The sequence below is a fragment of the uncultured Tateyamaria sp. genome (genome assembly GCF_947503415.1).
Taxonomy (GTDB): domain Bacteria; phylum Pseudomonadota; class Alphaproteobacteria; order Rhodobacterales; family Rhodobacteraceae; genus Tateyamaria.
Map to the genome: position 1 here is coordinate 132,243 of NZ_CANNDS010000003.1, position 13,765 is coordinate 146,007.

Here is a 13,765-nt window from a genome sequence, read left to right on the forward strand (position 1 = left end):
TTTTAGGTCGCCTCGGCATTGAACGCCCGCCGATTGTGCAAGACAATGAGCATCAGCGTCGCGACCGCCGCGCTGATCCAAATCATTTCCAGCTTCATCATAAGCAGGGCTGCAAGCCCCAATCGGCACAATATCTCCCATACAGGCAGGCGATGCCTGTCAAATCCGGCCAATGCGGACGACAACAGGTAAAGCGCCACAACCAAACGGCAGAGCAACAGAACCAGCGCGCCAAGGTGAAGCTGTCCGTCATATCCTGAAAGGTACGCTGCGCCCCCAGCAGATTGCGGATCGCGGATGGCGTCGTCGATCAGCAAAAGCTCCGGATAAAAGGCAAAAACAAACGGGACCACAAACATCACGATGCCGGACCTCACCGCGGAAAAGCCGGTTGCCATCGGTTCAGCTCTGGTGATGGTCGCAGCCGCAAACGCGGCCAACGCGACAGGCGGTGTGATTGCACTGGCCACCGCGAAGTAGAAGATGAACATATGTGCCGTAAACAACGATAGACCTAACCCCGCCAGAACGGGGCCCATAAGAAGAGCTGCGTTGATATAGGCAGGCACGGCAGGCATCCCCATGCCCAAAAGCACAGCCAACAGCATCGTCATGAACAATGCCAGAAATTGGAAGAAATGAGAGCCTCCACCGCCCAAATCGAGACTGTTAAGCCAAGCCAGCACATCGAGAGACAGGAAGACGGGCAGCCCGGTAAAGGACAGGCAAAAGTCGATGATCGATACGGCAAGGAACATCAGGTAAAGGGTTGAGATCAGTTGACCCGCGTTAGCCAAGGCATCGACAATCCGACGCGGGCGTGCGCGCATTTCCGGGTCCAGAAACAAAAGCACAAGAAGCAGCATGACCGCCCACCACCCTGCAGCCCCTGCAGATCCCGCAGCGTTCTGAATGGCGCGTTGAATCCAGCTCAGACTTTCCACCTGACACCCGGTGTCCGACAGAATACGCTCCGCACCCAGCAAGCCACCAAGCAGGCCACAACCTACCGCATCCTTTGGTGTCAGCAACAATCCGAGGATCAAAAAGATAGGTCCGAAGATCATCATCAGGTTCAGGACATCCTGCCGGTTCAGGATCATGTCGTCGGTCAGTTTCCCGATGGCAGAGATGTTCTGCTTTCGGGATTGGAAGATGGCCGACAGGAACAGGCAGAAGAAATACGCGATGGCCGGTATGATCGCGGCGATGATCACGCTTGAGTAGGGGATGGCGGTCAATGAAGCGAGGACAAAGGCGGCAACACCCATCACCGGAGGCATGATAGACCCACCGGACGAGGCCGCCGCCTCAACCCCTCCGGCGAATACCTTGGAAAATCCGCGTTTGAGCATCATCGGAATGGTCAAAACGCCAGTGGAGAGCACGTTGACGATGGGGCCGCCGGAAATGGTGCCGAACATGGCAGATGACACAATGGCGGCATGTGCGGGACCGCCGCGCAGGTGACGTGTCCAGCGGAATGCCAGTTTGATAAGGGACCGCCCCCCCGCCGAACTGCCGAACAGCGACCCCAGAACCAGATACGGAAAGATCGTATTCAGCACGATATCCATGAACCGACCCAAAAGGCCCGAAGAGTTGTTCACCAACACATCATGTACGCGAGGTCGGCCATCAGCCAACATGCGTGGCTCTCCTGCCAGCTTGGTTACGAAGTACTTGTTGATGTCCTCGGCCCCGTACATGTACCAGACCAGCACGGTGAGGATTGTGTAGGCCGAAATGAGGATCGCGACGAGGACAAGGGGCAGTCCCCAGACCTTGATGTTGTAGGACAGGAACACCACGATCGCGAGGCCGACGATCAAGACAAGCCAGCCGCCGGTCGTATTCAGGCATTGCGGGTCTTCCACGGTTGTGGGCGCTGACAGGCCTATGCTTTCATTGAATGCCGCTGCCGCGGCGAGGCTTTCTTGTATCAAGCGCGCCCGGTCACCCGTCACCCGATCAATCAGGCAAATTGACTCGATCTCGATCAGGTAAGTGAGCGCTATGGTGAACGCCATCGCGACCATCGCGATATCAAGGCACAGACCAAATTTCCGCCTGATGGGCGACCTGTTCCGCCAGTCCCGCCACATGGAATGCTTCAGCACCACAATCAGCATCATCAACGCAAAGAACAGCGGGTAAAACCATTCAAAGGCGAACTTGCGGAACTTCGCGCCGCTCTGACCGGTGATGGCAGAGGCAAGCTGATCATACCCGGGTATCCCAGGGGTAGAGTTGATCAGCCCGATCAGCACCATCGCAATCGACAGGACATAAAGCAGGCGCAGTGCAAAGCCGCGATGTGCCTCATCCGCGTCCACTGAAGCGTCTGTCATAAGCTGTCCTGACGGTCAGGTGTCATGCCCGTGCGCAGCCTGCGCACAGGTCGGAAGGCGATGGGCTATTTTGCGCAATCGGGCAGGGCATAGCCCGCCTCTTCCCAGGCAGCGACAGCGCCCGGGTGGTACTTGAGTGGGTTGGGCCCACACATATCGGTCACAGCGATATCCGTCTCACCATGCCACGACACGGACATGAACGGTGCCTTAGCATGGTAGATGCCTTCGATATTTGCGATGAATGCCGCGGTCAGCGCCTTGGCCGTATCGAAATCCATGCTGGCGTTCACGATATCCGCCCCGACGGTCCCCGGACCGCGGAATGTGCCGTCTTCGGATGCGATCGTGACGCCATCGCCATACCCCATGTCAGCCACGGGCATCGAAAACCGAACCGTACCGGGAATGCCAGCCACCTTCTGAAACGCGTCACCTTCAAAGACATCCTTGGCCATCGAAAAGATGGTCATGTTGCCGGACGCAAGGGCCGCTGACACGCGCGGGTCCGGGAAGGACATCGGCAACACAAATGCATCAGCAGAGCCGTCCTGAATTGTTTTGACGGCCTGCCCCCAATTGACCTGGATCCCGGTGTAACCCGATCCCTCTTCGAGCCCTGTACTTGTCTTGATCAACAGGCGCGCATTTGACAGCGCAGCCCCGCGTGGTGGGCCGTTGTAGATGGTCTTGCCCTCAACACCGCTCCAGCCGGCGATGTTCGAGCTGTCATAGGCATAAAGCCCCTGAACGGAGATACGGTAGGTGTATAGAACAGCGAGATTGCCAGCCAATTCCGCACCTTTTTCCGCGCCGACGCTGGCATATGGGCCGACGCCACGGGAAAGAAAGAAGGGCAAGATGAACGGGGCTGCCGCGATGTCCGTTTTCCCTTCGGCGACGTTCTGGACCGAGTTGGTCAAGGTTTGACCGGATGTGACCTGTATGTCTGCCACGCCTTCTTTTGCAGCGGCTTCGGACAGCGCGATGATGGAGATGCCGGGCGTTGTATTCGGGGCTGCGGTCTCTGCCGTAAGAATGGACTGTGCCTGCGCGCTCGCGGCCATACATAAGGCCGTCGCCAGCCCGGCTATAATGGTTCGTGACATCATATTCCTCCCGAAGTGATGTGCATTCGACTTGGACCGTGCCGCTTGTTTGATCGTGGCTTTTGGCATGAAAATCGATTTTTTTGCTTGTTGGGTTAGTAATAACTAGATTATGATTCCAATCAATGCCGGACCTAAAGCTTTTTGTTGCACCCAATACTTGCGCGCGGGTTCCGACCATTGCGTTGGAAGAGATCGGCGTGCCCTTCGACACCGAGCTTATCCGTACGGCAGCGAACCAACAGAACTCGGCTGAATTTCTAAAGCTGAACCCTAAAGGCAAGGTGCCGACGCTGCTGATAAATGGCACACCACTCACGGAAAATGTCGCTATCTTAAGCTGGCTGAATGCCACTTTTCCCGACGCCGGGTTGCTACCAAGTACCAACTCCACTCTGGAGGCGCTGCAACAGACGGCAGATCTGGTCTTCTTTTCAGCCACAGTGCACCCGACCGTTACACGCGTCGCCATGCCTTTGAAGTTTATCGAAGATAAGGAATTGTCATTCGAAATCGTCCGTCCCTTGGGCATCGAGGCGATGAACAAGATCATGGCCATGATCGACGCGCGGCTCGAATCCGGGCCATGGTGGTACGGGGACGCCTGGTCCGTCGTCGACGGATATCTGTTCTGGGTCTGGGCCCGCATTCTGGGCGTAGGCTATCCTGGCGACACATACAGAAACATTCAACGTCACCATGATCTGAGCATTGCCCGCCCGGCTATTCAACGCGCGATGCTACGCGAAGAAAAGAACATCGAAATACTGAAATCCGAAGGGCTGTATATCCCGCCCCGTTGATGGTGCGAAGAAATTGGGGGATTCCGAATGAACGTCTTGTGGATCATGGCGGACCAGCTGCGGTGGGACTACCTCAGCTGTTACGGCGCAACCCATATCAACACGCCGAACCTCGACAGGCTTGCTTCAAGGGGCGTGCGGTTCAACCGAGCCTACGTGCAATCTCCGATCTGCGGTCCCAGCCGTATGAGCTTTTATACCGGCCGATATGTGCGCAGCCATGGCGCCACATGGAACGGTTTTCCGTTGCGGGTAGGGGAGCCAACATTGGGCGATCATCTGCGTGAGATTGGTGTGACCAGCACCCTTGTCGGCAAGACCCATATGCGCGCGGATGAAGAGGGCATGAAGCGCCTTGGAATTGAACCCGAAAGCACGATTGGCGCGCTGGTCAGCGAATGCGGGTTCGACGTGTTTGTACGAGACGATGGAACAAATGCGGCAACCGACAAGAACCGCCATGCAGAGGATTACGAACAGTATCTGCGTGACCATGGGATGGGGGGCGAGACCCCGTGGGAGGAATGGGCCAACACAGCAATCGGCCCGGATGGTCTGAAAAAGTCTGGCTGGCTTCTGGAAACCGCGCCGCTTGCGGCCCGGGTGCCCAAAGAGCATTCGGAGACAGCATGGCTGACAACACGCGGTATCGAATTCATGGAAGCTCAGGGTGACGACCCGTGGCTTTGCCATCTGAGCTACATCAAGCCGCACTGGCCGTATTTGGCACCCGCCCCCTACAACGACATGTACTCCAAGGATGATCTGCCAGAGGTAAATCGGCGCGAAGGGGAGCACACGCACCCCTTGATGCAAGGCTGGACCAACACACGCATCTGCAAAAGCTTCGCCCGCGACAACGTGCGGGATGTCGTGGCCCCTGTCTACATGGGTCTCATCAAGGAACTGGACGACAACATGGGCCGGCTCTTTGACTACCTTGAAAGCAGCGGGCGCATGGAGGACACCATGATTGTCTTCTGCTCGGATCACGGGGACAACATGGGTGACCACTGGCTTGGTGAGAAAGACCTGTTTTACGACTGTTCCGCCCGCATTCCACTGATGGTTTATGATCCAAGGCCGCAAGCTGACATGACACGCGGCACATCGACGGATGCTCTGGTTGAAGGGATCGATCTGGCTCCGACGTTCCAGTCCTTCTTTGGTGGGCCAGCCAAGGATCATGTGTTCGAGGGGTGTGCACTTGATCCTTTACTGCATGCAGACGGCGGGAAATGGCGGGATCACTGCATTTCGGAATACGACTACGCCACCCGCGATGCGCGGCGCGCGGTGAACGTGGATCAAAGCGATGCGCGCCTTGTTATGGTCTTTGACGGGCGCTGGAAATACATCCATGTGGAAACGATGCGACCGATGCTTTTTGATCTCGAGACTGATCCGGGCGAGTTGCATGATCTTGGCGATGACCCGCAGCACCAGGATCAGGTCGAGCGCTTGAAGGCATTGCACTTTGCGTGGACCCGTAAGCACCACACGCGGATCACGCGGTCGTCAGACGTGATCAACAGGATGGCGGATGCTCAGGAACCCGAAGGCATCTACATCGCCTATTGGGATCAGGAAGAGCTGGAAGCGAACGGGTTGAAAATGCCGCCGCACATTGATGCATAGTTTGGCGATCCTCCCGGCTGCACGAGCCTTCCACACGCCGGTTCTCTGCTGAACTCGACCTGAACAGCGACCGGCAAGGTATTAATTCGGGGGACAAAGTGGTGCCGCTGAAGGGACTCGAACCCCCGACCCCATCATTACGAATGACGTGCTCTACCAGCTGAGCTACAGCGGCCTGTTGGGTGCGGCTTATACTGAATGGATAAAACGGAACAAGAGGATATGTAATCACCCAAATGCCCGCGGTTTAAGGTGCCTTTAATCCCAGACGGGTAGGTCGCAGGCATCCTAATTGTGAATTGAACATGAAAACTCTGATGAAACTGCTCTTGGCCGTAAGTCTGATGCTCGGCCTGGGATTGCGGTCGGCGGACGCGGAACCAGCGACAGTGCGCGTTCTGGCAGACCAGGCAGTTTTGGTGCACCGGGTCACGAAATCGGTTTGTATGGTGCTGATCGGGGCTGAGACCCCGGTACATGTGCAGGACATTTCCCATTCGACCGAACAGCTTGTTCGACTGTCGCATGACTTGGACACAAGAGCAGATGTGTCAAAGGCACTACTTGCCGATGTCGATACGCTCACAAAGTCGGCACGCCAAATTGCAGCCGGTGATCTGCACACCGTTCCACTGACTCTTATATTGAGGATCAATCCGGATCTGGCCGACGCGTTCGATCAGATGAAGGTCGACGCGCCTTCTACGATCAGCGCTAAAAACCGCGGCTCATTCATGTTGGTTCAAGATTTGCGCGTTGTCTCGCAGGCATTTCAGCGTGATCTGTGCCTGGCGCTCACCGGTCTTGCACCTGATGGTGCAAACGAGGTTTTGGCCCGAAAAATTGCGTTCTTTGCCGTGTCGATGGACAGGTTGGTGACAGGCCGTGCGAAAGATGGGTTGGTCGCCGCACCGAACATCCACATCAAGATCACGCTTGGAAAAGTGGCGGGCAAGTGGAAGACGCTCGAACCCATTCTATCGGCAGCAGCGGCCGGACAACCGATTGATCCGCGTGATGCGCAGCTTGCTTCGGTCCTTGGGGACGCAATCCTCAAGAATCTCGACGACATAACGGATCGCTTTCTGGCGTTGTAGCCGTCAGCCCTGCAGCGCCTTTACCCCGACATCCCCATACGCTTGTTCGCGAATGGCCAGTGCCGCCGCGTAAGCGCCTGCGGCTGTCGTGAAGTACGGGATTTTGTCATACAGCGCGATGGATCTGATCGACTTGCTGTCTTCGACCGCCTGTGCGCCTTCCGTGGTGTTGAACACCAACTGGATACCGCTGTCTTTCATCATGTCCGTCACGTCAGGCCGTCCTTCATAGACTTTGTTCACCGTCCCGCATGGCACGCCATTGGCCTCAAGCCAGCTTGCGGTGCCGCGTGTCGCGACCGTGGTGAAGCCCAAACCATGCAGTATCTGTGCCGCCTCCAGCATCTGCGGGGTTTTGTCCATGTCCTTGATCGAGATGAACGTACATCCCGCACCGGGCAGCACCATACCAGCGCCCATCTGCGCCTTCAAAAACGCACGGGCAAATGTCCGATCCCACCCCATGACTTCGCCGGTTGATCGCATTTCGGGGCCAAGGATCGTGTCGACACCGGGGAAACGGGCAAAGGGCAACACCGCTTCCTTGACTGAAAACCACGGCATGTTTGGGTCGGCCAATGTCATCGGATCGGCCAGCGGCAGCACACTGTCATAGCTTGCATCCGCATCATAGGCCGGGCGCTGCGGGAAGTTCGACAGCGGTTCACCCGCCATGACCCGGGCTGCGATGGACGCGATGGCGCTGTCCGTGGATTTGGCAACGAAGGGCACCGTGCGCGATGCACGAGGGTTCACTTCGATCAGGAAAATGTCATCGCCCTGAATGGCGAATTGAATGTTCATGAGGCCCACCACGTTCAACGCTTTTGCCAGCGCATGGGTCTGTGCCTCAATCTCGGAAATCACGTCGGACGTCAGAGAGTAGGGGGGCAAGGAACAAGCGCTGTCGCCCGAGTGCACACCCGCTTCTTCGATGTGCTGCATGATGCCTGCAACATGCACATCCGTACCATCGCACAGCGCATCGACATCCAGTTCAACAGCGCCGGCAAGATAGCTGTCCAGCAACACGGGGCTGTCGCCCGATACGACAACCGCCTCGGAAATGTAGCGCTCAAGGTTGGCTTGATCGCGCACGATCTCCATCGCGCGACCGCCCAGGACGTAAGATGGCCGGATCACCAGCGGGAAGCCAATTTCACCTGCAATCTCAAGCGCTTCTGCGCCGGAATGGGCAATACCGTTCTTAGGCTGCTTGAGGCCCAGATCGTTCACGAGTGCCTGGAACCGTTCGCGGTCTTCGGCCAGATCAATGGCGTCGGGAGTGGTGCCCAGGATCGGGATACCCGCTTCTTCCAGCGCATTGGCAAGCTTCAGCGGTGTCTGCCCCCCGAACTGCACGATCACACCATGCAGCAATCCGTTGTCCTGCTCGACCCGCAGGATCTCCATGACATGCTCAAACGTCAGCGGCTCGAAATACAGCCGGTCAGACGTGTCATAATCTGTGCTGACCGTCTCCGGGTTGCAGTTGATCATGATCGTCTCGTAACCCGCCGCCGTCAGGGCAAAGCAGGCGTGACAGCAGCAATAGTCAAACTCGATCCCTTGCCCGATCCGGTTCGGACCACCGCCAAGGATAACCACCTTCTTGCGTTCGGACGGGCGCGCTTCGCACTCCACTTCGCCGAACACGGGCGTTTCGTAGGTGGAGTACATATACGGCGTTTGGGCTTCGAATTCGGCGGCGCAGGTGTCGATCCGTTTGAACACCGCCTTCACACCCAGATTTTCCCGCGCGCGGCGCACTTGACCTTCGTCGCGACCCGTCAATTGACCAAGCCGCGCATCGGTAAAGCCCATCATCTTGAGCGCACGCAGCCCTTCTTCGGTTACCGGCAGTCCGGCGTCGCGCACCTGTGCCTCGGTGTCCACGATTTCGCGAATGCGGGCAAGGAACCAAGGGTCGAACTTGGTCGCACCAAAGATATCATCATCGCTCAGCCCGTGCCGCATGGCCTGGGCAATCAGGCGCAAACGGTCCGGTGTCTGGGTAGAGATTGCTTTGACCACGGCTGCCTTGTCCGGCGCACCGGGAATGTCGATGTCGTCCAGACCGACAAGTCCGCTTTCCATCGACGCCATCGCCTTTTGCAGAGACTCGTGGAAGGTGCGCCCGATGGCCATCACTTCGCCCACGGATTTCATCGCGGTGGTCAGGGATGCCTCAGAGCCTGGGAATTTCTCGAACGCGAATTTAGGGATCTTCGTGACGACGTAATCGATGGTGGGCTCGAACGACGCGGGTGTGACCTTGGTGATATCGTTGTCGAGCTCGTCGAGCGTGTAACCGACCGCCAGTTTCGCCGCGATCTTCGCTATGGGAAAGCCCGTCGCCTTGGAGGCCAGCGCGGATGACCGCGACACGCGCGGGTTCATTTCGATCACGACCATGCGCCCGTCGTCGGGGTTGATCGCCCATTGCACGTTCGACCCGCCGGTCTCCACGCCGATCTCGCGCAGAACGGCGATCGAGTGGTTGCGCATGATCTGGTATTCTTTGTCGGTGAGCGTCAGGGCAGGGGCCACGGTGATGCTGTCGCCCGTGTGTACGCCCATCGGGTCCACGTTTTCGATGGAGCAGACGATGATGGCATTGTCAGCCGTGTCGCGCACGACCTCCATCTCGTATTCTTTCCAGCCCAGCAGCGACTCGTCCACCAGGATCTGACCCACGGGGGACGCGTCCATGCCCGACCGGCAAATGGCTTCATAGTCATCGCGGTTGTAGGCCACTCCGCCGCCCGTCCCGCCAAGGGTAAAGGCCGGGCGGATGATGGCAGGCAGGCCGATCTCTTCGAGCGTCTCAAGGGCGATGGCCACGCCTGCGGCAAGGTCCTTGTTGCCCTTCGCGTCCTTGGGCGCTGTCACGATGGTGGCGCGTGGGTTTTCGATCCCCAACCGGTCCATCGCCTCGCGGAACAGCTTGCGATCCTCGGCCATCTCGATGGCGTCGCGCTTGGCCCCGATCATCTCGACACCGAATTTCTCAAGCACGCCCATCTCTTCGAGCGCGAGGGAGGTGTTCAGACCCGTTTGCCCACCCATCGTGGGCAGCAAGGCATCGGGACGCTCCTTCTCGATGATCTTGGCGACAACTTCGGGGGTGATGGGTTCGATATAGGTGGCGTCGGCCAGCCCCGGATCGGTCATGATCGTGGCCGGGTTCGAGTTGACCAGAACCACCCGGTAGCCTTCCTCGCGCAGCGCCTTGCAGGCCTGAGCACCGGAGTAGTCAAATTCGCAGGCCTGACCGATCACGATGGGACCCGCGCCGATGATCATGATCGACTTGATGTCGGTACGCTTTGGCATCTTGGCCCCCCGGTGTGGATGCAGCCTGCGCAGCGGGCGCAAGCAAATTGTCCTGCGTTATAGGGATGGCGCGGGAAGGTGCAAGAGGGCCCGCGCGCCCGCGCCCGGAAAACTGCATCTGAGCGCGGAACTCTTTGCCTGCCGCCGCGGTTACGCCTGAGTGCGCGACCATCCAAACCACAGGGAACAGACATATGGCGTATTCAACACTTCTTTTGGGATCCATTGGCGTGCTGGCCGAAACATCCGATCTGCAACGCCGGGCTTTCAACACTGCTTTTGAGCTAAACGAGGTGGTGTGGCATTGGGATGCTGATACTTACCGCAGCTTGTTGGAAGTGCCGGGCGGCAAGGCGCGGTTGAAACATTACGCAGATACCCAAGGGGCCGAAGTCGAAATTGACGCAATCTACGAAGACAAGGTGCGTGTCTTCGAGAAGGCGTTGGAACAGGGTGTCGACTTGCGCCCGGGCATTGCCGATCTGATTGCCGAGGCGCAGGCTCAAGACATGAAAATCGGCTTTGTGACAGCGACCGACCCGCGTCAGGTCGCAGCGATATTGCGTGGACTCCATGCGACGATTGATCCGTCCGTTTTCGACTTCATCGGGGACAACACGCTGGCCGCACGGTCCAAGCCTGCACCGGACATCTACAATGAAGCGCTGCGCCACCTGGGTGTCACCGCCAATACGGCGCTGGCCATCGAAGACACGCCCGAAAGTGCGCAGGCCGCATTTGCCGCCGGTATCCGCACGCTTGGCTACCCCGGCGCGACGGTCGAAGGGCGCAGCTTTGGCGACGGTGTCGAAGTGATCGATGTCCCGCGCGTATCCCTATTGCGTGGAGAGGCGTCTATCGCAGCCTAGGCTTGTCGCCGCTCGTGCATGATGGACGCTGCCGCAGGTGTGGCCGCGTCATAAAGATAGTCTCGCGTCAAAGGCACGGCATCCCGTTTATGTGCCAATTGCAGGTGGTAAACACCCTGCATCTGCTGTTCGAACGCCATGATGCAGACGGTCAGGTAATACCGGAACATACGGACAAAGCGATCATCATAGGTCGCACTTATCTCATCCAGATGCGCGTCAAAACGGTCCCGCCAATGCCGGATCGTTTTGGCGTAATGCAGACGCCACACCTCGATGTCCATTTGCCAAAGTCCGGATTGCTCCATTGCCGGGGCAAGCTCGGACAGCGACGGGACATAGCCGCCCGGGAAGATGTATTTGTTGATCCACGATGAATGCGTCATGGGCGGAGCGGACCTGCCAATCGTGTGGATCAGGGCAACGCCGTCAGGATCCAACAGCTCGGCAACCCGATTGAAATATGTGCCGAAATTGGGCACGCCTACATGTTCCAGCATGCCAACCGATACGATCCTGTCAAAGGTGCCTTCGGTGTGGCGGTAGTCCTGCAGGCGGAACTCTATTTGGTCGGACAGGCCTTCTGCCTTGGCGCGGTGTTTTGCGGTGGCCAATTGGTTCTTGCTGAGCGTAATGCCGGTGACCCGGCATCCGTAATCGCGGGCAAGCGTTAGTGCCATGCCGCCCCAGCCGCACCCGATGTCGAGCACATGCATGCCGGGCTCAAGGCACAGCTTGCCGGCAATATGTGCCTTCTTCGCAATCTGCGCCTCTTCCAGCGACATGTCATCGTGCACGAAATAGGCGCAGGAATACTGCATGTCCTGATCCAGAAACAGCCGGTAGAGGTCGTCCGAAATGTCGTAGTGATGCGCTACGTTCTTGCGCGATGCGGTCGGCGCGTTGTTCTGAATGAAACGGCGCATGTGAAAGCGGGCCCGGTTCGCCATCAGCATCCACGGTGGAATGGTTCCCTTGAACCGATTGCGCACAATGATGGTCAGAACGTCGTCCAGCGTGCAGTTGCGCGGGATGATCTTTCCGTCCATGTACCCTTCGCCCAGACCCAGATCGGGGTTCAGGATTATGGATCGCAGCGTGGCCGCGTCAGATATCTCAAGGTGAGCGGTCGCACCGGTATCCGGGCCATAGTCCCGCGTCGATCCATCCGGATAGGTCAGGCTCAGACGGTCCGCGACCATCATGCCTTTCAAAAAACGGTCAAGCAGTTTGTCCCACATGATCGCACCCTCCTAGTCACTCCGCCCGTAAAAGTGCGGCGGGTGCAGGGGTTACGTCAAGGGTCTGGGGGCGGGCGCGTCCAGATATGCGCGCACGGTGCCTTCAAGTGCGCGTGGGTTGTCTGCATGCAGCCAATGCCCGGCCCCCGGTATCTTCACAAAGCGCGCTTCGGGAAACAGCGAACGGATGACCGGGCGATAGGCCTGAGTGACATAGTCGCTTTGCCCACCCGACAGGAACAAGGTCGAACCGGCGAAGGACGTTGTCACATCAGGAAACCCCAGAATCGCAGGCATGTTGTCCGCAAGCGCATCCAGGTTCAGCCGCCACCTTTGCTCAGCCACTTCCAGCGATTGGGTCAGGAAACTGCACAGGGCGGGATCCACGCCTTGCGCCGCAAGCTGATCATTTGCGTCTGACCGGCGGGTCACAGACGACAGATCCACGGCACGCATGGCATCGATGAACTCCATCTGAGAGTGGCCGTAGCTGACCGGCGCGATATCGCCGATCACGAGCCGACGAACCGCGTCTGGCCGGTCCAGCGCCAGCATCATCGCCGCTTTTCCGCCCATCGAGTGTCCCACCACGTCCATAGGGCCTCCAAGGCCGTGGATGATTTCCGCCAGATCAGCGCCCAGAGCTTCGTAGCTGTGATCATCTGACCAAAAGCTCTGCCCATGATTGCGCATGTCTACCGTGATCACACGGCGTGTGTCAGAAAGACGTTTGGCAATCACATTCCAGTTGCGCCCGGATCCGTAAAGGCCGTGTGCAATCAGAAGGGGTGTGCCGTCGGAAGATCCATGTTCGGAATAGCTGAGCATGGACACAGACTTAGCCAGATACAGCCCCCGGGACCAGAGGGATTGAGCGCCCGCGACGTCCGGGGTAGGAAGTCGCATGGAAACCCGAGACAGCATTCAGACACGCGCCGACCGGATTCAGGCCGCATTGAGAGCGGCATTTGGCGTGCGGGGCAAATCGCTGGACGCGGCCCTCAGCCGAACAGGGCGGCGTATGCCCAAGCGTGTGCATGCGGATGCGCGCAAGATCGTCGCGGCGCAGTCCTATGGTGGCCACCCCAAGCTTATGCGGCAGGTAGACCCTGCCGCGTTGTCCGCCGCAGAGGATCGTGTGCTGACATTTCTGGACGGCATCGACCGCGCGGACAGGCGGAAGGGGCTGTGGCTGGGGATCGGTGCCGCCGTGGCCTTCAACGTTCTTCTGGTGCTGACGGCCGTTGTGGTGTGGATGTGGTGGTCCGGGCACGTGTGAATGTCTGGATGTTCCGTGCATGATACGACGACGGTTGCAGTA

Annotated in this window: 10 protein-coding genes and 1 tRNA gene; 5 read left to right on the forward strand and 6 right to left on the reverse strand. The window is 58.3% G+C overall.

Translation table 11 applies throughout. The features are described 5' to 3' along the window. Positions 1 to 2: 2 nt before the first annotated feature. Together Q1A32_RS17245 and Q1A32_RS17250 are read right to left on the reverse strand one after the other, a co-directional pair. Complete coding sequence (locus Q1A32_RS17245) at positions 3 to 2,351, reverse strand: TRAP transporter fused permease subunit (RefSeq protein WP_299655926.1); 2,349 nt, start codon at positions 2,349 to 2,351, stop codon at positions 3 to 5. A 65-nt stretch (positions 2,352 to 2,416) separates the two neighbouring features. Then, the gene (locus Q1A32_RS17250; RefSeq protein WP_299655929.1) at positions 2,417 to 3,460 is read right to left on the reverse strand and encodes a TAXI family TRAP transporter solute-binding subunit; all 1,044 of its coding nucleotides are present in this window, start codon (positions 3,458 to 3,460) and stop codon (positions 2,417 to 2,419) included. 125 nt (positions 3,461 to 3,585) lie between these two features. Here Q1A32_RS17250 and Q1A32_RS17255 point away from each other — a divergent pair, with 125 nt between their 5' ends. Both Q1A32_RS17255 and Q1A32_RS17260 read left to right on the forward strand, forming a co-directional pair. After that, a complete protein-coding gene (locus Q1A32_RS17255; protein WP_299655932.1) occupies positions 3,586 to 4,263 on the forward strand; it encodes a glutathione S-transferase family protein in 678 nt (225 codons plus the stop codon). 27 nt (positions 4,264 to 4,290) lie between these two features. Beyond that, on the forward strand, positions 4,291 to 5,901 hold the full coding sequence (locus Q1A32_RS17260; protein ID WP_299655935.1) for an alkaline phosphatase family protein: 1,611 nt from the start codon (positions 4,291 to 4,293) through the stop codon (positions 5,899 to 5,901). 99 nt (positions 5,902 to 6,000) lie between these two features. Here Q1A32_RS17260 and Q1A32_RS17265 read toward each other — a convergent pair. Beyond that, positions 6,001 to 6,076, reverse strand: a tRNA-Thr gene (locus tag Q1A32_RS17265). Positions 6,077 to 6,218: 142 nt separating this feature from the next. On the opposite strand from Q1A32_RS17265, the gene Q1A32_RS17270 reads away from it, so the two are divergent. Next, the gene (locus Q1A32_RS17270; RefSeq protein WP_299655938.1) at positions 6,219 to 6,998 is read left to right on the forward strand and encodes a hypothetical protein; all 780 of its coding nucleotides are present in this window, start codon (positions 6,219 to 6,221) and stop codon (positions 6,996 to 6,998) included. A gap of 3 nt (positions 6,999 to 7,001) precedes the next feature. Here the strand turns inward: Q1A32_RS17270 and carB are convergent, their stop codons facing one another. Continuing rightward, positions 7,002 to 10,334 carry a carbamoyl-phosphate synthase large subunit gene (gene carB / locus Q1A32_RS17275; RefSeq protein ID WP_299655941.1) on the reverse strand — a complete coding sequence of 1,111 codons (3,333 nt, stop codon included), beginning with the start codon at positions 10,332 to 10,334 and terminating at the stop codon, positions 7,002 to 7,004. Between the two features lie 194 nt (positions 10,335 to 10,528). On the opposite strand from carB, the gene Q1A32_RS17280 reads away from it, so the two are divergent. Next, complete coding sequence (locus Q1A32_RS17280; protein ID WP_299655944.1) at positions 10,529 to 11,203, forward strand: HAD-IA family hydrolase; 675 nt, start codon at positions 10,529 to 10,531, stop codon at positions 11,201 to 11,203. Here Q1A32_RS17280 and Q1A32_RS17285 read toward each other — a convergent pair. Next, complete coding sequence (locus Q1A32_RS17285; RefSeq protein ID WP_299655948.1) at positions 11,200 to 12,444, reverse strand: cyclopropane-fatty-acyl-phospholipid synthase family protein; 1,245 nt, start codon at positions 12,442 to 12,444, stop codon at positions 11,200 to 11,202. The genes Q1A32_RS17280 and Q1A32_RS17285 overlap by 4 nt on opposite strands. Before the next feature lie 51 nt (positions 12,445 to 12,495). Then, complete coding sequence (locus tag Q1A32_RS17290; protein ID WP_299656702.1) at positions 12,496 to 13,272, reverse strand: alpha/beta fold hydrolase; 777 nt, start codon at positions 13,270 to 13,272, stop codon at positions 12,496 to 12,498. A gap of 76 nt (positions 13,273 to 13,348) precedes the next feature. Between Q1A32_RS17290 and Q1A32_RS17295 the strand changes: the two genes are divergently transcribed. Continuing rightward, entirely contained in the window at positions 13,349 to 13,723 is a 375-nt protein-coding gene (locus tag Q1A32_RS17295; protein WP_299655951.1) for a hypothetical protein, read from the forward strand. The last annotated feature ends 42 nt before the right edge of the window (positions 13,724 to 13,765 follow it).